This is a genomic window from uncultured Thiothrix sp. (assembly GCF_937873765.1).
In the GTDB taxonomy this organism is placed as follows: domain Bacteria; phylum Pseudomonadota; class Gammaproteobacteria; order Thiotrichales; family Thiotrichaceae; genus Thiolinea.
Genome location: NZ_CALMZC010000044.1, coordinates 15,985 through 36,851, shown reverse-complemented (window position 1 = coordinate 36,851; position 20,867 = coordinate 15,985). Strand labels below are relative to the sequence as shown.

The following is a 20,867-nucleotide window of genomic DNA, read 5'->3' as shown; positions in this document are numbered from 1 at the left end:
TCATTGGCGAATTCATTAATCAGATGTTTTTCAACTCTTCTGGTGCATGACCAAGGGATTTTAAAGCTTTTAGGGATGTCAGCGCTCAGAACTGTGCGTTTATTGCGCCATGCAACTGAGTTGATCGTTGCAGCCCTCGCCAGCTTGATTTCTTTGCTGGCGAGTTTAATAGTCTTAAGCGCTTGGATACGTCCGAAAGCTGCTTAGTTTAATGCACAACCCGCGATTTGCCGTTGTTTGTCAGGATTTTAACGCTATCGCCCACTTGGAACATTTCATCCGCAATTTGTGCCAGTGCCACAATCTTGTCATTCTGCAATTTTACGGTGATTTCAAGGCCGGGCCTCACTTCCGTGGCACGATCAATCAAGCTACCGATGGCTCCACCCGCCACAGCACCTGCTACACTACCTACCACTTGGCCTTTACCTTGACCTAAATCACTACCAGCTACTCCACCAATAATGCCGCCTGCCACTTGCCCGGTCTCAGAGCTATTTTGCTGAATACTCACAGGGCGCACCGCAACCACCGTGCCAAATTGTACTTCTTGCAACGTCCCTGCTTGGGTCGTGCTATAGATATTACTGGAAGGTGCAGGATTGGAGCAGTTCGTGACAGTGACTGCGATCATTATTAAAGATGAGGCTAACCAGCCCTTATCCAGAAATGCTTTGATGTTCATAATAAGCCCCTATTTGTTATCGTTTTGCTCAAGGTTAAAATAATTATTGTCGGCCTGAGTGCCCAAATCCACCGCTACCCCGTGCTGATTGATCAAAGTCGGCAACTGCTGCCAATTCAACTTGCAGCACGGGCACAAAGACCATTTGAGCGATGCGCTCACCCGGTTCTATGACAAAGCTTTGCTGCCCTCGGTTCCAACAAGAAATCATTAATTGCCCCTGATAGTCAGAGTCAATCAAGCCGACTAAATTCCCCAGTACCACCCCATGCTTATGGCCTAAACCGGAGCGCGGTAAGATGACAGCCGCTAAATTTGGGTCACCAATATGAATTGCAAGTCCCGTAGGAATCAGTTGCGCTTCCCCCGGATTCAGGGTTAAAGCTTGATCTAGGCAAGCGCGTAAATCCATGCCAGCTGAGCCACTGGTGGCATAAGTCGGTAAAGGAAATACTTCGCCAATACGTGGATCGAGAATTTTATATTCAATGCGTGCCATCAGGTTGCTTCCAAGTGTGATAACGAGCGCTAATGAGTTTCATCAATTCATGCGCGAGTTGCTGTTTATCCATTTCAGGTAAAGAAGTCGAGCCACCTGGCCACACCACTTCTAGGGCATTAGTGGCTTGATCGAAAGCTTTACCCTCGCCCACTAAATTAGCCGCTACCATTTGCAAACCTTTACGCTCCAATTTACTACGCGCATAAGTAAGCACATCATTAGTTTCAGCCGCAAAGCCCACACTAAAAAGTTGCGGATTAGCAAGGCTCAAGGTAGCTAAAATATCTGTGGTTTTAGTGAGTGCTAGGCTGATTTCATTCGCTGATTTTTTAATTTTTTGAGTGGCAACTGCGGCAGGGGTGTAGTCTGCAACGGCGGCGGTAGCAATAAAAATATCCGCATGTTGTACAGCAGCTTGGCAAGCTTCCAACATTTGTTGAGCCGTTTCGACAGCAATGTGTTGTATGTTTTTGGGAGCGGTTAAATTCACAGGCCCCGAGACTAAAGTCACCTCAGCACCTAAGTCCCGTGCAGCTTCTACGACGGCATAGCCCATTTTGCCAGAGCTGCGATTAGTAATAAAACGCACCGGATCAATCGGTTCACGCGTAGGCCCCGCCGTGATCAGTATTTTACAGCCCGCTAAAGGCAAAGCTTTCGGCTGATAAAAGTCGAGTATCGCCTGTAGTAGTGCAGTAGGTTCAAGCATGCGTCCGGGGCCAATATCACCGCAAGCTTGAGCACCTTGATCAGGGCCAAGAATACGTACGTCCCGTTGTTGTAAGGTCTGAATATTCTGTTGCGTGGCTGGATGCTTCCACATCTGCTGGTTCATAGCTGGTGCGAGGCTTACAGGCGCTGCTGAAGCTAAACACAGCGTACTCAAAAGATCATCAGCCATGCCAGCGACTAAGCGGGCTATTAAATCGGCAGTAGCGGGTGCAATTAAAATATGCTCTGCCCAACGCGCTAGTGCAATATGCCCCATGCCTGCTTCAGCGGCGGGGTCTAGCAAAGTTGTATGTACCGGGTGACCTGAAAGGGCTTGCAGCGTTAGTGGGGTAATAAACTCGCAGGCTCCCTCGGTCATGCACACTCGCACGCTTGCACCCGCTTTAATCAGTAAGCGGGTTAACTCTGCCGCTTTATAGGCAGCAATTCCGCCACTTATCCCTAAAAGAATTTGTTTGCCTTGTAGTGTCATACAATCAGTCCGTCTTAACTCCGTCACTGAGTCTCATGATACCGATAAAAAATTGGCCAATCGATGAACGCCCCCGCGAAAAACTATTATTGCGAGGTGCACAGGCACTTTCTGATGCTGAACTACTAGCGATTTTTTTACGCACGGGTACACGCGGCAAAACAGCAGTCGATTTGGCTCGCGAATTATTGCATGAATTCGGTAGTTTGCGCGCTTTGTTTGAAGCAGATGAAGTGCATTTTTGCAAAGCGAATGGTTTAGGCCAAGCCAAATATGTGCAATTGCAAGCGGTGTTAGAGATGTCAAGTCGCTATTTGAAAGAGCGTTTAGCGCGCGGGGCGGCTTTATCTGATCCCGATTCCGTGCGTTTTTATTTAAGCTCACGTTTGCGCCACAAGCCGGCTGAGGTCTTTGCTTGTTTATTTTTAGATAATCGCCATCAAGTGATTCAATACGAAGAATTATTCCAAGGTACGATTGATAGTGCTACGGTGCATCCCCGGGAAGTGGTACGTAATGCGATCAAGCACAATGCTGCAGCCGTGATCTTCGCCCATAACCACCCTTCAGGTATCGCTGAACCCAGTCAAGCCGATGAACGTATTACCCAAAGACTTAAAGAGGCTTTAGCCTTGATTGATGTGCGCGTGCTTGATCATTTTGTAGTGGGGGAGCAAGTGGTTTCGTTTGCAGAGCGTGGTTTGCTCTAGAGCTATCCAGTTGTCCTTCAGATAGCTCTAGCCATAATTTAGCTTATTTGCTTTTCAAAATATCGCGAATCTGGATAAGTAATTCTTCTTGAGTAGGGCCAGATGGAGGCGCTTCTTTAGGTTTTTGGACTTTGTTGACTACTTTGACTAAGACAAAAATAGCGGCAGCAATAATTAAGAAATCAACAATGGTCTGAATAAAGGCACCATATTTGATGACCACTTTACCAGCCTCGTCTAAGGCAATAGAGAGATCTGAGAAGTTAACGCCACCTAATAGCATACCAATCGGGGGCATAAGAATATCATTGACTAATGATGCAACAATTTTGCCAAAAGCAGCGCCAATAATTACACCAACTGCAAGGTCAACGACATTGCCGCGCATGACAAACGCTTTAAATTCACTGATTAAGCTCATTTATAATCTCCATATTGTTAGTAGAAATGTTCCCAAAGTACTGAGTTGAAGGATCGTTTAAAGTCTAGATGAGTTGCTAGTAAAGTATGCAAATAGTCTTCAGAACAAAGAAAAAAAGCGACCAACGGTCAATATCCACAAGCAAGCTTATGGCAGGCTAAGTGGTTTGAGTAGCTCTAATAAGTCATTTTGATCAAAACTAGACTCTGCTTGATTAGCTCCTGTATACAAACCATCTGCTAGGGATTGCTTACGTTCTTGTAGTTTGAGAATCTTTTCCTCAACGGTCGCTTCAGTCAACAACTTATAAACAAACACGGGCTTATCTTGACCAATACGATAAGCGCGATCAGTCGCTTGTTGCTCTACTGCTGGATTCCACCAAGGATCATAGTGAATGACGCTGTCAGCAGCAGTTAGGTTCAAACCAGTGCCACCCGCTTTTAAACTAATTAAAAATACCTTGGCAGTACCTGTTTGGAAATAATTAATAGCTGTTTCGCGGTCACGTGTTTGCCCTGTGAGCTTGCTGAATTGAATATTGTTTTTAACTAATTCTTGTTCAATTAAGTCCAACATAGACGTGAATTGAGAAAAGACGAGTACTTTGCGACCTTCATCTAGCATTTCTATCAGCATTTCCATCAGCATTTCAAGTTTAGCCGAGGCTTTAATTCCTTTAGCACTATCAAGCTTTAAGAGGCGCGGATCACAGCAGACTTGGCGTAATTTCAAGAGGGCATCCAAAATCATAATTTGGCTACGTGCAAAACCTTTTTGATTGATCTCATCACGCAACTTTTTATCCATGGCTAAGCGTACGCTTTCATATAGATCACGCTGTACACCCTCTAAAGCGACGGTACGGATAATTTCAGTCTTTGGCGGCAATTCTTTAGCGACATGCTCTTTCGTGCGGCGCAACATGAAAGGTTGTAAGCGTTTGCGCAGTTGCAGTTGCCGCTCAGCATCGCCATACTTTTCGATCGGTAGACGGAATAAACGTCCAAAACGATCTAAAGGGCCTAAAAACCCCGGCATTAAGAAGCGGAACATAGACCATAATTCGCCCAAGTGGTTTTCCATGGGCGTGCCTGTTAAGCAAAGACGATGGCGTGCATTCAACTCGTAAATCACTTGAGTTGTCTTAGCCTTAGCGTTTTTAATCGCTTGGGCTTCGTCCAAGATTAAATAATGAAACGGATGTTGCCGATACAGTTCTTCATCTCGTAAGACAAGCGCATAGGTGGTCAGGACTAAATCATATTCAGTCAATTGCTCAAAATGCTGTTCGCGCTCTGGGCCATGCAAAGTGAGAACTTTTAAAGAGGGAGTAAATTTTTCAGCTTCGCGGCGCCAATTACTCATTAGGCTAGTGGGTGCAATCACTAAACTAGGTCGATCAGCTCGTCCAGCTTCTTTTTCAATTAGCAAATGCGCTAAAGCTTGCAGGGTTTTACCCAAGCCCATGTCATCAGCTAAGACACCATTAAAGTGGTATTCCCGCAAGAACTGTAGCCAATTCAAACCTTCGGATTGATAAGGGCGTAAATCAGCTCTCAAGGATTTTGGTAAGTCAATTGAACGAATCCCTTGGAAATGTACCAATTGTTTACTGAGTGCGCGCAACTCATCCGCACCTTTCCAGAGCAAACGCGAATCGTTCAGAAGATCAGCTAAGCCTAAACCCTGTACTTGGTGAATGAGCAGATTACCATCGGCGTTCAGCGGTGCATGATCATAAAGCTCAATTAAAGTATCGAGAATTTTGGTAAGGCGCTGAGAGTCAAGTTTTACCCAATGCTTATCATCCAGTGGAATGAGTAAATGTTGTTGATCTTGTAAGAGCTTTTTAAGCTCTTGTGGATCATGCATTTGTGCAATCATATCAACCAATATGGGTAATAGATTAATACGTTTGCCATCGACGACAAAACCTAAACTGATTTCAAACCAATTTTCTCCGCTGCTAGCTAGTTCGGCTTCCCAATCATCAATCGTAGTGAATTCAAGGGTAAAGTTATCTGCATATTCAATCTCCCAGCCATCTAGTTCTAACTCGGCTAAACCTTTTTCTAGCAAATAATTCCAACGTAAAGCTTGTAAACTAGGATTGTCACTAGGCACGCTTAATTCGAGTGGATTCTGTGCAGAACCTTCAAAACCTAAAAGCTGCAATTGGTCTAAAGCTGCTTGCTCGAAGGTTAGATCGCGATGAATGCGATAACGAATATTGCCGGTGCGTAGGGTTTGAATGCTTTGTGTGCTGTAATTATGGAGTTGATGTTCACCGTATTTAAAGCTGAGGCGAATTCGATGTTGACCAAAGCTTGCGGTCTGATCATCCGGAGTATACAGCAGTGCATGCGCAACCGGTACTAAGTCATCTAATTCCACTACTTGTGGATTCATACTAGCATCAGGTAGAGGAATTTCAGCTTCCGGTAAAATATCCAGTAGGCGCTGACTCACTAGATTAGCCTCAGTTGTAGGAATCGGTGGGGCGCTTAATAATTTGAGCATTTGAGGCGCGGACATTGAGCCATACTCTAACACGCCGCATTCACCCCGCAACTGATCAATATAAAACAGCTTTTCAAGCCAAAAATAGTCTTGAATCGGCGGAATAGTGCGATGGCGAATTTGGCTAAAATTGCCTTTTTCTTCCCAATAAATATCTAAGCTACGTGTCATACCGGCTTTAAGCGGAATATGTTCAGCGTTTTTCCAAAAAGTGCGCCCAGTTTTTAGCAACATCTCAAGTGCTATTAAGCCAACACTACCCTTAAGTTCTAATTGGCGCGAACTAGCACTGTAATAAGTAGTATGCGGAACAATCAGTTGGCTAATATCAGTATCAATGGCTTGGTAATGAAATGGATGGTTTTTCCAAGCATAAATCAAATCCTCCAATTGTACTTGATAGGCTTGACCATAACCCCCACGCTTCAGGCGAGTCGCTTTACGCGGAGTAATCTCGACGCGATTACTTAATTTATTGCGTTGTTCTAAAAGGTAAATCAGATCCATGCGCACCGCATCGGCAGATTCATCGATAATATTATCTTCTGCTTCACGCGGTGCTGTATTCAGGTCAGCTAACCAAAGTTGAATAGCGGTAGGCTCTTCAAGTTTTTCGGTAAGCGTTTTCGTGACTGGCGATTGAATACGGTCACCTACATAATGGAGCAAGGTAGCAACCGCATGTTTGCATTGTTGGCTAACCGGACAGCTACAGTGACTAATGACTTGATGAGTATTTAAATCTAATAACACATCGGTGCTGTATTTGCTATTGCCTAGTACTAAACCTTTAAGGTGTACTTCACTCAGGCTTGGAAAATCACTACTGAGTTCAATGACGCGCTTAGCCTCGAAATAATGTACACCCCGTTGAATAGTGGTGGCATCGAAGCTAGCCAATACCATGGCTGGAGGAAAGCCGTGCTGACGTAAGGCTCGGATATGTTCAGATCTCAACATAAAGGTGTCGCGTCACCGAGTTGAAAAGCGGCAATATTCCCATTCATAGTTAAGCTAGGCAAGCAGGCCTCTCCGATTGTAGGTGTAAATTTGCACATTGATTTTTATTGAAAAGTCTTGTTTTACTTTTGTAGCAAACCTCATAGACAGCGGTTAATAGTAAAGTAATAGGCTTTATAAAGCACCACTACGCTTAATCTCTAAATAACGATTAATCAGTTGTGTTGATAACTCAGTTGGTGGCACATCTAAGCACAAGGTTCCTGTGGCACGCACGCGCTCTAAGGTCTGTTGGCGTAGTTGTAAATAATGTTGCGTCGCCGCTTGCTCAATGGCCTCCTCTAAATGATCAACGGGTTCAGTTAGTTTTTGGTCTAAGGCTAGCTCGCGCATACTGGCCAGCAACAGCAAATGACGTTTGCGCAGTAAGTTCAAAGCGGGTAATAAATCATCGGTGTCTTCATCACGCAGATTGGTAATCAGAATCACTAAAGCGCGTTTTTTATGGCGAATTAAGAGTTGTGCGGCTGCTTGGCTATAGTCGGGTGCTTGTAGTGTGGGTTGTAAATCATACAGGGCATTCAGGATTTGATTTAAACTTAATTGGCCTTTTTTAGCAGGCAACCAGCGCTCAACTCCACCAAAAGTAGCTAAGCCCACCGCATCACCTTGTTTCAGCGCCACATAAGACATCAGTAATAGGGCATTTAAAGTATGGTCGAAATGGGAAAGTTCACCATCTTTTGCTTGCATGCGATGCCCGCAATCAAGCAAAAATATAATATCCTGATCACGCTCATCTTGATATTCACGGGAGATGGCTTTGTGCATGCGTGCGCTGGCTTTCCAATCTATTTGCCGCAGGCTATCGCCTGCACGGTATTCCCGTAATTGATGAAAGTCTTGGCCTTCACCGCGCCGCCTGCGCTTCATAATTCCCAAATGACTGAGATGATTATCTGTAGCTAGCAAAGTATATTGAGAAATAGCCGCAAAATTAGGATAAATGCGAACTTCTGATTTCAGCTTGATAGGGTAGTCATGCCACCATAATTGCAGCGGAGAGCGCCCCCGTACTTGCAGTTGTGGAAAAATAAATTTACCCCGTTCTAGGGGCAAAATGCTGTAAACCGGCTCGGCATATTGCCCCGCTGGCAAACTCAAATATAAAGGTAAGCCTTGAGCTTGCACTTGTTGTGGGTAGTGATCATAAAGGACTAAATGCAGTGGCCGCTTGCCCGTATGGCGTAGGCGTAATTGAATTAACTGCTTAAGACCTACCGATAAATTCGCTGGTAATTGCCGCTCGATTTCTAGGCCATGCTTGGGCAACGCCAATAAGCCATCCACTAACCATAAGCTTAAGCTCAAACCTAAAAGCAGATACCAGAGTAGCAACAAGCTAGGCAGGAAACTGACTAAAACAGCTAAGGTGAGGTTAGCGGTAATCAGATAGAAGCTGCGGCGGGCAGGCAAAATCATTGGCGCGGTGCTTCCGTTTTTTCTAGCACAGAATTGAGAACATAATCGGTGTTATAACCTTCTAATTCCATTTCAGGCGCGAGGGACACACGATGGCGTAACACGGGTAAAGCAACTTGCTTTATATCATCGGGATGCACAAAGTTACGCCCCTCTACTAAAGCATGCGCCCGCGCTGCTCGCACTAAAGCAATACTACCACGCGGTCCTGCACCAAAGCGTAAGCCTTGGCCTTTGCGGGTGGCTTGGGTGATACGTGCTGCATAATCAACTACCGCCTGATCCACCTCAATTTGTGCCGTCACTTGTTGCATAGCTGAAATTGCTTCAGGGGTCACAATCGCGTTTAATAACTCCAGTTGGAAGCGGTCACCTACTTGCTGCCTAGTCACTGCATTCACCATCGCAATCTCTTCTTCCAAGCTTGGGTAGCCAATATAGATTTTTAGTAAAAAACGGTCGAGTTGCGCTTCAGGTAGTGGATAAGTACCCTCCTGCTCCAAGGGGTTTTGGGTAGCTAAAGTCATGAAGGGCAAGGGGACTGGATAAGCTGTGCCTTCAATAGTCACCTGCTGTTCTTGCATGACTTCGAGTAACGCAGATTGAGTTTTAGCAGGGGCACGGTTGATTTCATCAGCCAATAATAAATGGGTAAATACTGGCCCCTTCCGCACGTCAAAACGCTGATTATGCATATCAAACAGTACATGCCCACTAATATCGGCAGGCATTAAATCAGGTGTAAATTGAATCCGTGCGAATTGCCCCGCAATGGTTTTGGCTAAAGCACGCACGAGTAAGGTCTTCCCCAAACCCGGTACACCTTCAATTAACACATGCCCACCCGCTAATAGCGCAATTAAGGTTTCACGAATGACAGTCTGCTGGCCGATAAGTGCTTTAGCGATTTCAGTATGAATTTGCTCAGCTAAACGACTGGCTTGATCCAAACTCAAACTAGGAGTGGGCAGAGTGGCATTCATATTGTTTTCCTTAGTGAATTAGCAAGTTGCACCAAACGGATAAACTCAGCATCCGTCAACTGGGGTGAGGTTAATAAATGATGCAAGGATGCAGTTTGCTCGGAGGGGTGTTTTAAGTATTGAGCTAATTGTTCAATTTGTTCGGCTGCTTCCAACCATTGCCAGCCCGGAATGTGTGTACGGGCAGTTTGGCGGATCGCTTGGCGAGTACTATCTAAAAGTTGATGTTTACTTTCATGCGGATGCTTCCACATAAACTGCCCGCTGGCTTTAATGTGTTCGAGAATGCGTCGCCGCTCAGGAACAGGCTCTGGAATAAAAGCTCCAAAGCGTGGAATTAAAGCCCAGAAGCTTGCTAGTAATAAGAAAGCCACCATCCACAATACCGGCCAAGCATATTGGGTTAACAAGGTACTTAAATTAGGTAAGGTATCCTGATTAATCAACCAAACCTGTTTGAAATCAGCTTTATGACTATGCAGCAGCCACCAGAAAAACTCTGCATGATCGACCTTATCAATCAGATGGTTTTCCGCAAATTCTAAAGTTGCGGCTAAGCTAATTAAGCCTTGCCCATGTTTAATTTGTATAAGGAAGTTTTTTTTATTCGCTTGATAGATTTTTGCATTTGGATTATTAATCAACAGCTCATTAAAGAAACTCAGATCCAATTTTAAAGGTTTGGGTTGGTTGATGAGTTGTAAACTAAAAGGCAAGTCTTTTTCATCAAGCATTTGACTCGCACCGATTTCTATTTGCAAAGCTTGCTGTAGAGTATCGCGCTCTTCGGTTTCTGGTTTCTGTTGGCTGTCCTCGTCAGCGGCTAATTCAGCTTCACTGGCATAATCCACACGGGCGCGGGTGACTAAATGTCCACCTGCAGCCACCCATGCTAATAGTGTCTGAGTTTTTTGCTGAGTCATGGTGTAGCGCCCAGTGTCAAGCACGATCACCGTATCGGTATCTGGCAGCGATAACAGGCCATCTTTGCGTGTAGTAGGAATGCCCATGCGCTTTAAAAATAAGCGTGCAGCGAACAGATCATTGCTACGAGCTTCACCTCGATAGCCAGTGTAGCTATCGATTTCCTTTAATTCGTAGTTTTTTACGAACCAAAGGCAGCCCAGAGCAAAGACGACAAGAGCCAGTAGGCCAATCACCACACTTTCCCACTTGATTTTCATGCCTGCCCCTCAGCCGTTTGAGCTGCTAAGCGCGGCGCTTGGAACTGATTCCAACCTGCCAATAAAGGCTCAATTTCTTGTGGAGCTGGGCTACGATGGGCATAAGCAATGGTTTGCCAAAGTTTAGTTAGGGTGCGCAAATAGTGGTAACGCTCAACTTCAGTGCTGGGTTTGGCCAGTTTAAGAATATCGCCTTCAGTGTGCCCTGTGTGAATGGCTAATTGTTCTTCATGTGTCAAAATCACCAAAGCACCGCGATACAATAGGCTTAAAGCCTCACGAGCTTGTCCTGCTTGCCAAAGTTGGCGAGCCGTTCCTGCAATATCTGCGGGCAAGGATTCAGGGCGAATATCCAAACCAAATAGTATTTCGGGAGCTGTAATTGGTTTAGTTTGTTTGCGAAACGGGGCGAGATAAGACAGAATTTTTTGGCGATATACGAGTGCCAGAATGACCGCCACCACTGCCGCTATCCATAGCAAGCTTTTGAGAAGACTGGCGATTAACTGAATAACTCCCTCAGAGAGCTTATGATTTGATCGTTCGGTTTCCTGCTTATCTTTAGCCACCCAAGTCTTCACTTTAGTGAGATTATTGAATTCATCTAAAGCCATGACTGCTTTAATGGTTGTGGCTGCTTGTTCGGGTGGTAAACGTTCTTCAGCTAAAAATTCATGCTCCGACTCAGTATATTGGGCAAATGCTGGAGTGCTGCTGAAGTACGAACTAGCGAAGACCAGTAGGAGCACTAAGCTAGGTAAAGTACTAGCCCCCGTTTTAGCTAACTGAGTTAAGCGTTCACCTAAATTGCGGAAAGCAAGCTCAATATCCCAAGCTTCTAATTGGGTGCGACGGTTGATATACAGCATAAAGCCTGCCGCCACATAGAAAGGCTCAATCACTAAGATGGCTAGTAGATAAAAAGTAAAATCCAGTAACATCCGCCAGTATTGGCTATCTATATCCACGTCACCACGAAATAAGTTTTTAATATGCTCCCAAGTAGCACCTGTGGGGTCAAACATGAGAATTAAGGCGTACAGGGACAGTACGACAATAAATTCTAAATGAATGCAGCCCATGGTCAGCCATAGCGCATGACTATGCCCTTGTAAATACATGACTGCTTTACGCTCTTTTAGCGGTTTGCCGCGCAAACCTTCTAATTGCCAGATCGGCAAAATATAACTACGTGATAAGGAAAGGCGTCGATAAGTGAGCGCACTGAATAAGCCGGTCTGCCAAATTAACTGCGGCAAAGCTGAGAAAGCATCAGCGGCATGGGGCGTTTCATTAAATAATTGACGACTCAGCATATAGAGCAGGAGGCGGTCAAATAGGGGTTTAAGCCACCACACCACTAGGCCTGCAATCGGTAAATAAGCTTCAGGTAATATCAACCAGACACACAGTGCGATTAAGAGCAATAGCAGGAAATAGGGCGGCATCAAAGCTTTCCAATGCTGCTGCACCAAGGCAAAACCTAAATCAATCGCTTCCCAAGCAGAACGTTGACGAACTTGAATATTGAGGTCAGTTAATTTCATGCATGCTGCTCACGCCCAACGCGCACAAAATAGAAAACTACTAAAGCCCACAAGCTAATTCCGACTACATATTTAATTTCTGGGGGAATGATGGCTTGGGACGACCAGAAAGCTTCGATAAAGGCAGCCATTATGAATAGGGTCGCAGCTGCGTAAACAAGTTGGATGGCAAGGTGACTATTATCTAACAAGGCTAAGCGTCGTGATTTACGCCCGGGCATGACTAAAGCTTCAGCCAGCTTTAAGCCAGCCGCACCTGATAAAACAATGGCCGTTAGCTCGAATGCACTATGTCCAGCTACAAAGCTCCAGAAGGTTTCAATATAACCAATCTCGGTTAAATGTCCTGCGACTGCGCCAATTACTAAGCCGTTATATAATAAAAAAAATAGCGTACCCAGCCCAAAAGTTAAACCACCGGCGAAAGTCTGAAAACCAATCCCGGTATTATTGCGAATATAAAAACCAAACATGAGGACATCACTATCGGCTTCGCGTTCGCGTCCAAAGCGCGAGCTATTTTGGGGATCGTACATTATTTCCATGCTCGCCACTTGTTCCCCTTCAATCACTGAATAAACCAGTTCGGGTTGGATTTGAATAGCAACTATCATGCTAATCAGACTACCAAAAAATAGGGTAGCCGCTAGATACACGACTTTACGTTCCTGACGCACTAGTTGGGGCAAGGCTCTTAAAAAGAATGCAACGAAGTGATGCCAAAAATGCAGGCGGCTCGAATACAGTCGATTATGCCCACGAATGACTAATTGGTTTAAACGCTCAATCAGTAAAGGGCTATACATGCGTGATTGCGCTAAAGCCAAGTGATGGCAGACATGGCGATAAGTTTTTGGAAAGTCGAGTATTGGCTGTTCAGTGGTGCGTTTGAGGCGTTCTTTGCGGGGCAAATCTTGAAAATTCAGCCAAGCTTCAAGTTGGCTCCACAAAGGCTCATTAGTCTGCACGAAAATAGATTGTTTCATGCTTGCTTCCCTAGGAGCCAACTGGCAATGCTGCGTAAATGTGCCGCCGGATCAGTTTTATGGTTGACTAAGCTTGCAGTGAATTGCGCGAGTTCTTGTTGGCGTTCGGCGGTTAAAGTAGCTTCACGCTGTGCAAATAAAATCAACGCTTGTTGTTCCGGTAAGGATAAAGATACATTCGCAGGCTCGGGGCTGGCGGAGATTTCGCGTTGGCTTAATACTGGTAAACTTTTATGCAGTACGACAGTATTGGCAGCTAAATCCCCTAAGCGCTGGAAGCGTTTGCTGAGGAGCGTACTGGCTAAGCCAAAGCCGTAAAAAAACGGTAGGAAGTCAACCACCCGTAATAGATTCCGAACCACTGACGCGGCTGGTGAAATCGGGCTAGCATCTAGATGTGCTACATAGATATTAAGTAAACGCTTGCCTGGTGTTTGTCCTTGAGAGCGTAACTCGAACCAAACTGGGTAGAACCACTCTAATAAAAAAATTAAAATCATGGCAAGGCCGATACCTAGGCTACCCATGAAGGCTAATAGAATGATAATAAGTAAACTGACGCCCGCGCGAATCATGAGATCCACCAACCACGCTAAAGTGCGTGGCACGGGGCCTGCGGGCGATAGCTCTAAAGCAATGCCCTCCGGTGTATTCACTGTATAAGTGGTATCCAATCGCATGGTGAAGTCTTGTCGATATCAGAGTGCTAGTTTTGGGCAAATGCCTTATGCTTGTAAATTCTTTAGCCAAAGCATGAAGTCAGCTTGCTGGCTTGTCAATTACAACACGATAAAGTTCATAACAAGTAGAGACGTCATTTTATGTTCACCTATGAAAAAACTGAGGCGGCCATCCCTCTTCGCTTAGTCACTGAAACTAGTTTAGTTGAAATTAAAAACGGTATTTACGAATCAGGCCGTAATTGGCTCACGGTGCAAGGTTATCGTGGCAAACCCAATACCCTCTGTTTAGTACCTGATGCCGCTGGGCGCTTGGCGCAGGTATTTTATGGTGTTAATGATAGCGAAGGTGTTCTATGGGCTTTAGCAGGCTTACCTAGTTTATTGCCAACCGGTGAATATTACCTAGAAGGCGATTGGAATGATGAAGACCTCTCGCAGATGCTGGTGGGTTGGGGCTTAGGTCATTATCGGTTTGATCAATTTCGTACCATCGAAGAGCCGACCAAGCCAGTTTTATATCTAAGCCAAGGTGCTGCCCGCATTAATGCCATGGTTGAGGCGATTAGTTTAGTGCGTAATCTGATCAATATGCCTGCCAATCACATGATGCCACAGGATTTAGAGCAAGTCGCACGCCGCTTAGCCGAAGTCCATGATGCAGAAGTGGATGTGATTACCGGGAGTGCTTTATTAAAAGAAAACTTCCCAACGATTCATGCAGTAGGGCGTGCGAGTGTGCATGCGCCGCGTTTAATTGAATTAAATTGGGGGAATCAAGACGATCCTTTAGTGTGTTTAGTCGGCAAGGGCGTTTGTTTTGATACTGGCGGCCTTGATATTAAGCCTTCCTCGAATATGCGCTTAATGAAAAAAGACATGGGTGGGGCAGCGCATGTTTTAGGCTTAGCTAAATTAATCATGCAGCTCGAATTACCGATCTGTTTACAGGTGCTGATTCCTGCAGTGGATAATGCGATTAGTGGCGATGCTTTCCGTCCGGGTGATGTGATTCATACCCGTTTAGGTAAAACGGTGGAAATTGATAATACTGATGCGGAAGGGCGCTTAATTCTGTGTGATGCACTCGCTTATGCGGCTGAAAATGATCCCGATGTGATTATTGATTTTGCGACTTTAACGGGTGCTGCACGGGTAGCGATGGGGACAGAGGTTCCCGCCTTTTTCGCGAATGACCGTTCTTTAATGCAAAAGTTGCAAGCAGCTTCTACTATGAGCAATGATCTCATTTGGAATTTACCTCTCCATAAGCCTTACTTAGAGAAGCTGCGCAGTCAGGTTGCCGATTTAAGTAATAGTGGGGATAGCTATGGTGGGGCGATTACAGCGGCATTATTTTTAAATGAATTTGTACCGAATCGGATTCCGTGGGCACATTTCGATGTCATGGCTTGGAATTTACGCGCTCGCCCTGGACGTCCGATAGGTGGGGAGGCGATGGGTTTGTTGGCTGTGTTTAAGTACTTGGAAATGAATTTTGTAGAGTAAGTTTTCTATAAATGAATTGACATTGGTTAATATTGTGGTTTATTTTTAATCAAATCTTAATTATTAATATTATTAACAAGGAGTCGTTTTGATGAGGTTGAAAACCACAAACCACAAACCACAAACCACAAACCACAAACCACAAAAGTTTTCAAGCAGTTAGCTAGTTTAATTCTTTTAGTAAACTGTTCGGTTGTTTATGCGGATCAGTCATTTTGGCAAGATCAGCTCGTGGCAAATCATAAAATGGAGGCCGGGCTTTATACGGGGTCTGATGAGTATGTTAATCAGCTTGAAAAATATAGATTATTAGAGCTGAATGAGAGTGCTTTGAATGGCTTGTTGAATCTAACTAAAAGAGTCAAGCCTAGAGAAGAGTCTACAGAGGCAGGCGTTGAATTAAGCCTGCCCTTACCGGATGGCCATTTTATTAAGGTTAATGCGGTTCCCGTGACGGTAATCGCCAATCAAGCGGCTAAAGCTTCACCGGATTTCCGCACCTGGCGTATTCAGGGTATTAATGACCCTCTCGTCACGGGGATTATAGACAGCAGCAGTAGTGGTTTCCATGGGATGATTATCTTATCCAATGGAGAAACGGTACTCATCAATCCTATTCAGGATAAAAAGACCCGAAAGTATATTAGCTTCAGTGAAAGGTCTACTACGAATCGTCAAGCGGATGATTTTTCTTGTGCTGCTGGAGATCAGCATACTATAAGCTCTGCTTCCAAAAGTAGTTTAGATCAATTTGGCATAAGCGAGGCTACAGCCTTCAGAAGGGGAACACCCACAGCTCCCCTGTATTACGAGATTATTTATACGGCTAGTAAAAATCTCTTAAATAATGTTGGTGGAGTTACTGCTCTAAACAATACCATTAATACGATGCACGCTAGGATTAATGCATTGTTTTGGCGGGATACCGCTATCGCCCTTATTGGTACAGCCAGTTATTTTGATGCAGGAAATAACTACTTAAGCGATACTAGTTCGTCTAATTTAATGAATACTAATCCGGTTTTTATGAAGGCATTAAAAGCCTCTAACCCAACCGTGCCAGCCTTGAAAACCTATGATCTGTCTATTGCTTTGGGTTATTTACTCACAGGTGGCGGTGGGCTTGCAGAGGTCAGTACGGTATGCGGCAGCAGTAAGGACTATGCTGCGTTGACCTCTCATACCCCTAATGGAACTGAGTATTATCGATTAGTTGCTCATGAAATCGGTCATCAATTCGGTGCTCAACACACCTTCAATAAATGTATCACTCGCAATGGTGAGTCTGCTCGTATCAAAGGTAGTGCTGTTGAGCCAGGGAGCGGTGCTACTATTATGGGCTATGGTATGGCTTGTCTAGCTCCCAATGGCTATGTTTTGGATGCGAGTGTCCCGTTGAGTAATATGTTCCATATTAACTCGATTAGCCAAATAGTTACCTTTTCTCGTGGAACAGGCTCGTCTTGTGCCCTAGTATCTGACATATTGAATAATCCACCTGTGGTCTATACACCAGCCGCCTATACCATTCCTGCCCGCACCCCCTTTATGTTAAGTGGCAGCGCCAGTGATGCCGAGAGGCACTTGTTATCCTATTCTTGGGAGCAGGTGGACACGATTGCTTTATTGGATTTTGGCACAGCGGTTAATCTTCACGAGGACAACGGTAAGGATGCTTTGATTCGAGTGCTGCCACCGAAGACAACACCCTTCCGTTATATTCCTGATCTCCCTAAATTGCTTTCAAACGCAGAAACTCAAGGTGATTATTTGCCTGTCACTAGCCGTAAACTTAGCTTTGAATTGGCGGTGCGCGACCAGCAAGGTGGGGTCGGTAGTAACATAACGACGCTCACGGTGAAGGATAGCGGTGTTGCCTTTGCGATTACTAACCCTGCCTCCAGTGTGACCGATTTGCGCAGCTTTGCGGGTAAGGATTTTAATGTGCGCTGGAATGTGGCAGGTACGAATGCGAGTGAGTTTAATTGCCCCACAGTGGATATTGGGATCACCACCAATAATGGGGCTTCTTTCTCCACCCTCGCTTTATATGCCACCAACAATGGCGCAAGAACGGTGCGTTTGCCCAGTACGCTCCCAACCAAAAGTCATATTCGGGTGATCTGTAGCGGTGGCAAAAATATCTTTTTTGCCATCTCTGGAACCAACCCTAGGCTTGCCATCAGAAAATAAGGAGCTTGAAGATGCGTCAATGGATCTTATTGGGTTTATTGAGTGGTTTAGTGGCTTGCCAAGCTCCACCTAGCACGCCTACTCCAGCCCAGCCTTTGCTGAAATCAGTAGGTTATATTGTTTATGTGAATCAGGGGCCGCCAGAAAGGCTAGCTTGGGAGTTTCCCTCACAGAAAGTGCTAGATCAGTATTATGCACAGGCCGCCCAGCGTTTAAAGCAGCGCTCAGGGAGTGCGGATGCTAAGCAGGCGGCTCGTCAAGGAATGTATTATTTCTTGGCGGTCGCGGAGCTTGGCGCTAATCCGCAGGAACCTCCTTTTATGGGACAGACTTCTGGGAAGCCTGGAGAGCTTACCGGCGAGCAATTCAATGACTTACTAGGGAAAAAATGTACAGGCGTTAAGCGTTTAGAGGGCATGTATGTTCGAGACGCTTATCCCAATGCGAGTCCTTATAGTAGTGCTGATTGGCTAGCTTATCAGTCGCTTGCTGCTAATTATTCCATAGCATGGAATGATACAATGATGCGTGCGTGTATTGAAAAGTACCTGTGAGTTTGTGAAGTGACCCCCTTTGAGCCGATTGGGGTTCAAAGGGGTGTTTTTTTGAGGCCAAAGCTCTAAGCTTGCCACCAGAAAATAAGGAGCTTGAAGATGCGTCAATGGATCTTATTGGGTTTATTGAGTGGTTTAGTGGCTTGCCAAGCTCCACCTAGCACGCCTACTCCAGCCCAGCCTTTGCTGAAATCAGTAGGTTATATTGTTTATGTGAATCAGGGGCCGCCAGAAAGGCTAGCTTGGGAGTTTCCCTCACAGAAAGTGCTAGATCAGTATTATGCACAGGCCGCTCAGCGTTTAAAGCAGCGTTCAGGAAATGAGGATGCCAAGCAGGCGAGCCGCCAAGGGATGTATTATTTCCTAGCGGTCACGGAGCTTGGTGATAATCCGAATGAACCACCTTTTATGGGACAAACCTCTGGAGAACCAGGCGATCTTACCGGCGAGCAATTCAATGACTTGCTAGGGAAGAAATGTACAGGTGTTAAGCGCTTAGAGGGGCTATACGCTTCAGATACTCATACTCATCCAATGCGTTTTAGTCTGACTCAGAACGAAGATTGGCTAGCTTATCGGTCGATTGCTTTCGATTATTCGATAGCATGGAATAAGGTCATGATGCGCGCATGTATTGAGAAATATCTGTAAGGTTATGAAATGACCCACCCATTTGAGCCGATTGGGGTTCAAATGGGTGTTTTTTATTTTAGTTAGCGAATACTCGCAAAGGTATCACAACGATTCATATCGCCATATTGCAGACCCGTTTTAAACCACTTCACGCGCTGTTCAGATGTGCCATGGGTAAAAGCATCAGGGTTGACTCGCCGCCCAGACATACGCTGTAAGCGATCATCACCAATAGATGCAGCCGCTTGTAAGCCTTCTTCTATATCCCCCGCTTCGAGGGCATTAAAGTTTTTCTGTGCATGATGCGCCCAAACCCCTGCATAGCAATCAGCTTGTAGCTCTAATAAAACTGAGAGTGCATTGGAGTCTGCTTGACTCACTTGTGATTGCAAACGGCTCACTTTGTTAGACGTGCCCATTAGGTTTTGCACGTGGTGGGCAATCTCATGGCCGATTACATAAGCACGTGCAAAATCGCCGGGTGCGCCTAAACGGCGTAATTCTTGGAAAAAGCTTAGATCAATATAGACTTTTTGATCTGCTGGGCAATAGAAAGGGCCACTCGCTGCCGAAGCATAGCCACAAGCCGATTCGATTTGTTCACTGAACAGGACTAAGCTTGGCTCTTGGTATTGCCGTCCGGCTGTTTGGAACATTGGCCCCCAAACATCTTCAGTTTGTGCGACGATAGCTGATACGAAATCAGCATCTTCTTGTTCTTCGGGGGTGGGTTGTTGTACGGTCATTGTCGTACCGGCTAGATTGCTACCCGCAATGCCTAGTAGTTGCATAGTGTCCGCACCCATTAGCCAAGCTACGACCAACATTAAAATCAAGCCAATACCCCCCACTTTGGCGGGCGCGCCCATGCCAGAACGTCTATCTTCAATGTTGCTACTGCGTCTGCCAGATTTCCAAAGCATGACTTACTCTCCTAATGAGGGTTTAGAGGAACTTTTGCCGAAGAATTCTTTCACAGAAAGAACTTAAACACTACTAGTGTCAACGTTTGGTGGGATAAACCGTTATCAAGGATGAACCAAGCATCATGTTAGTACAAGGAATTCAGCAACAAGGGCTCGTTTCTGGCGATAAAGCAATCACGCTGGGCGACCAGTTGGGGAGTAAGGAGGCAAAGGAGCATGATCTGAGCTCACCAGTGACCATGAATCACTTTTTAGCAAGTGTAGAAAAAAAAGCTTTTATTACGGCGCGCCTAGCCACCCAAAATGAAGATGATGCGCTTGATATTGTGCAAGATGCGATGTTGAGCTTGGTACAAAACTATAGCCAACACCCACAAATAGAATGGGGAGCGCTTTTTCATAGTGTCTTGCATAGCAAAATCAATGACTGGCATCGGCGTCGCCAAGTCCGGCAACGTTGGCGGGTATTTTTCAATGATGCTACGGAGTCTGAGGAAGCGCCTGATCCTGATGAGTTAGTCGCGCAGACTCAATTCTTAGAACCTGATCGACAATTACAAAATGATGAACTCAGCCAACGCTTGGTGGGGTTGATTGGCAAGCTACCTTTACGCCAGCAGCAAGCTTTACTCTTGCGGGCTTGGGAGGGTTATGACATTGCAGAAACAGCAAAAATTATGGCCTGTTCAGAAGGTAGCGTAAAAACACATCTAGCGCGTGCGATGCGGCAGATGCGTGATTATTTGGGAGAAAATTAATGGATAACAAGCGGGATGCAGAGAGTTTAAAAGCTCTTACGCAGGGTTTAAACCGCGAGGCTGAGAATTTAAGTCTGAAGATTCAAGGACAGCTACAACAAGCACGGCAAACAGCCTTATTGGATTTTAATAAGCAAAGTGGAGTCAAGTCTTACCGTTGGTTTACAATTTGGCTGGGTGCGCGGCGTTGCTTGGATACTAGACCGGGGGCAGTGTTTGCAGGTCTAGTTGGAGCCATGGTGATTAGCCTAGGCTTACAGTTGGTGTTTAATCACACTGTAGATAATTCTTTAGGCAGTTCCGAGGTATCGTCCAAAAATTCTGCAGATGTGCTAATGTCTAATGAGGATATTGAGTTCTTAGACAATATGGATATTTATGAGTGGTTAGCCGCTGAGTATAGCTAGGCCGCTCTTTTAGGGAGCAC

General features: G+C 45.3%; 19 protein-coding genes and 1 pseudogene. 8 read left to right on the top strand and 12 right to left on the bottom strand.

The features are described from left to right. A pseudogene (locus tag Q0307_RS13430) lies at positions 1–207 on the top strand (hypothetical protein); the annotation flags it as partial. Between the two features lies 1 nt (position 208). Here the strand turns inward: Q0307_RS13430 and Q0307_RS13425 are convergent. The 3 genes from Q0307_RS13425 to coaBC are packed head-to-tail and all read right to left on the bottom strand — an operon-like array spanning position 209 to position 2,391. Next, positions 209–685: a glycine zipper 2TM domain-containing protein gene (locus Q0307_RS13425; protein WP_298661301.1), complete on the bottom strand. Its 477-nt coding sequence runs from the start codon at positions 683–685 to the stop codon at positions 209–211. A 43-nt stretch (positions 686–728) separates the two neighbouring features. After that, on the bottom strand, positions 729–1,184 hold the full coding sequence (gene dut / locus Q0307_RS13420; protein WP_366936779.1) for a dUTP diphosphatase: 456 nt from the start codon (positions 1,182–1,184) through the stop codon (positions 729–731). Beyond that, positions 1,171–2,391 carry a bifunctional phosphopantothenoylcysteine decarboxylase/phosphopantothenate--cysteine ligase CoaBC gene (gene coaBC / locus Q0307_RS13415; protein WP_298661300.1) on the bottom strand — a complete coding sequence of 407 codons (1,221 nt, stop codon included), beginning with the start codon at positions 2,389–2,391 and terminating at the stop codon, positions 1,171–1,173. The genes dut and coaBC overlap by 14 nt, the downstream gene beginning before the upstream one ends. A 38-nt stretch (positions 2,392–2,429) precedes the next feature. Between coaBC and radC the strand changes: the two genes are divergently transcribed. After that, the gene (gene radC / locus Q0307_RS13410; protein ID WP_298661302.1) at positions 2,430–3,101 is read left to right on the top strand and encodes a DNA repair protein RadC; all 672 of its coding nucleotides are present in this window, start codon (positions 2,430–2,432) and stop codon (positions 3,099–3,101) included. Between the two features lie 43 nt (positions 3,102–3,144). Here the strand turns inward: radC and mscL are convergent, their stop codons facing one another. The 8 genes from mscL to Q0307_RS13370 form a co-directional block, all read right to left on the bottom strand. Then, positions 3,145–3,522 carry a large-conductance mechanosensitive channel protein MscL gene (mscL, locus tag Q0307_RS13405; RefSeq protein WP_298661298.1) on the bottom strand — a complete coding sequence of 126 codons (378 nt, stop codon included), beginning with the start codon at positions 3,520–3,522 and terminating at the stop codon, positions 3,145–3,147. A gap of 147 nt (positions 3,523–3,669) precedes the next feature. Continuing rightward, the gene (locus Q0307_RS13400) at positions 3,670–7,005 is read right to left on the bottom strand and encodes a DEAD/DEAH box helicase (protein ID WP_298661297.1); all 3,336 of its coding nucleotides are present in this window, start codon (positions 7,003–7,005) and stop codon (positions 3,670–3,672) included. 174 nt (positions 7,006–7,179) lie between these two features. Further along, on the bottom strand, positions 7,180–8,487 hold the full coding sequence (locus Q0307_RS13395; RefSeq protein ID WP_298661296.1) for a DUF58 domain-containing protein: 1,308 nt from the start codon (positions 8,485–8,487) through the stop codon (positions 7,180–7,182). Continuing rightward, on the bottom strand, positions 8,484–9,470 hold the full coding sequence (locus Q0307_RS13390) for a MoxR family ATPase (RefSeq protein ID WP_298661295.1): 987 nt from the start codon (positions 9,468–9,470) through the stop codon (positions 8,484–8,486). Before Q0307_RS13390 ends, Q0307_RS13395 begins: the two co-directional genes overlap by 4 nt. Next, complete coding sequence (locus tag Q0307_RS13385; protein ID WP_298661294.1) at positions 9,467–10,654, bottom strand: DUF4350 domain-containing protein; 1,188 nt, start codon at positions 10,652–10,654, stop codon at positions 9,467–9,469. The genes Q0307_RS13390 and Q0307_RS13385 overlap by 4 nt, the downstream gene beginning before the upstream one ends. Further along, positions 10,651–12,201, bottom strand: a complete 1,551-nt coding sequence (locus Q0307_RS13380) for a hypothetical protein (RefSeq protein WP_298661292.1) — start codon at positions 12,199–12,201, stop codon at positions 10,651–10,653. Before Q0307_RS13380 ends, Q0307_RS13385 begins: the two co-directional genes overlap by 4 nt. Beyond that, positions 12,198–13,187, bottom strand: a complete 990-nt coding sequence (locus Q0307_RS13375; protein ID WP_298661291.1) for a stage II sporulation protein M — start codon at positions 13,185–13,187, stop codon at positions 12,198–12,200. The genes Q0307_RS13380 and Q0307_RS13375 overlap by 4 nt, the downstream gene beginning before the upstream one ends. Then, a complete protein-coding gene (locus tag Q0307_RS13370) occupies positions 13,184–13,867 on the bottom strand; it encodes an RDD family protein (protein ID WP_298661290.1) in 684 nt (227 codons plus the stop codon). Before Q0307_RS13370 ends, Q0307_RS13375 begins: the two co-directional genes overlap by 4 nt. A 141-nt stretch (positions 13,868–14,008) precedes the next feature. Between Q0307_RS13370 and Q0307_RS13365 the strand changes: the two genes are divergently transcribed. The 4 genes from Q0307_RS13365 (at position 14,009) to Q0307_RS13350 (ending at position 18,774) form a co-directional block, all read left to right on the top strand. Next, positions 14,009–15,376 (top strand): M17 family metallopeptidase, encoded by a 1,368-nt coding sequence (locus Q0307_RS13365; RefSeq protein WP_298661289.1) that lies wholly within the window; start codon positions 14,009–14,011, stop codon positions 15,374–15,376. 231 nt (positions 15,377–15,607) lie between these two features. Next, positions 15,608–17,569, top strand: coding sequence for a reprolysin-like metallopeptidase (locus tag Q0307_RS13360; protein WP_298661287.1), 1,962 nt, complete (start codon positions 15,608–15,610; stop codon positions 17,567–17,569). A gap of 11 nt (positions 17,570–17,580) precedes the next feature. Beyond that, the gene (locus Q0307_RS13355) at positions 17,581–18,123 is read left to right on the top strand and encodes a hypothetical protein (protein WP_298661286.1); all 543 of its coding nucleotides are present in this window, start codon (positions 17,581–17,583) and stop codon (positions 18,121–18,123) included. Positions 18,124–18,222: 99 nt separating this feature from the next. After that, positions 18,223–18,774 carry a hypothetical protein gene (locus Q0307_RS13350; RefSeq protein ID WP_298661285.1) on the top strand — a complete coding sequence of 184 codons (552 nt, stop codon included), beginning with the start codon at positions 18,223–18,225 and terminating at the stop codon, positions 18,772–18,774. Between the two features lie 62 nt (positions 18,775–18,836). Here the strand turns inward: Q0307_RS13350 and Q0307_RS13345 are convergent, their stop codons facing one another. Further along, positions 18,837–19,679 carry a neutral zinc metallopeptidase gene (locus Q0307_RS13345; protein ID WP_298661284.1) on the bottom strand — a complete coding sequence of 281 codons (843 nt, stop codon included), beginning with the start codon at positions 19,677–19,679 and terminating at the stop codon, positions 18,837–18,839. A gap of 125 nt (positions 19,680–19,804) precedes the next feature. Here Q0307_RS13345 and Q0307_RS13340 point away from each other — a divergent pair, with 125 nt between their 5' ends. Together Q0307_RS13340 and Q0307_RS13335 are read left to right on the top strand one after the other, a co-directional pair. Further along, a complete protein-coding gene (locus Q0307_RS13340) occupies positions 19,805–20,440 on the top strand; it encodes an RNA polymerase sigma factor (RefSeq protein WP_298661283.1) in 636 nt (211 codons plus the stop codon). Then, the gene (locus tag Q0307_RS13335; protein ID WP_298661282.1) at positions 20,440–20,847 is read left to right on the top strand and encodes a hypothetical protein; all 408 of its coding nucleotides are present in this window, start codon (positions 20,440–20,442) and stop codon (positions 20,845–20,847) included. The genes Q0307_RS13340 and Q0307_RS13335 overlap by 1 nt, the downstream gene beginning before the upstream one ends. Positions 20,848–20,867: the final 20 nt, after the last annotated feature.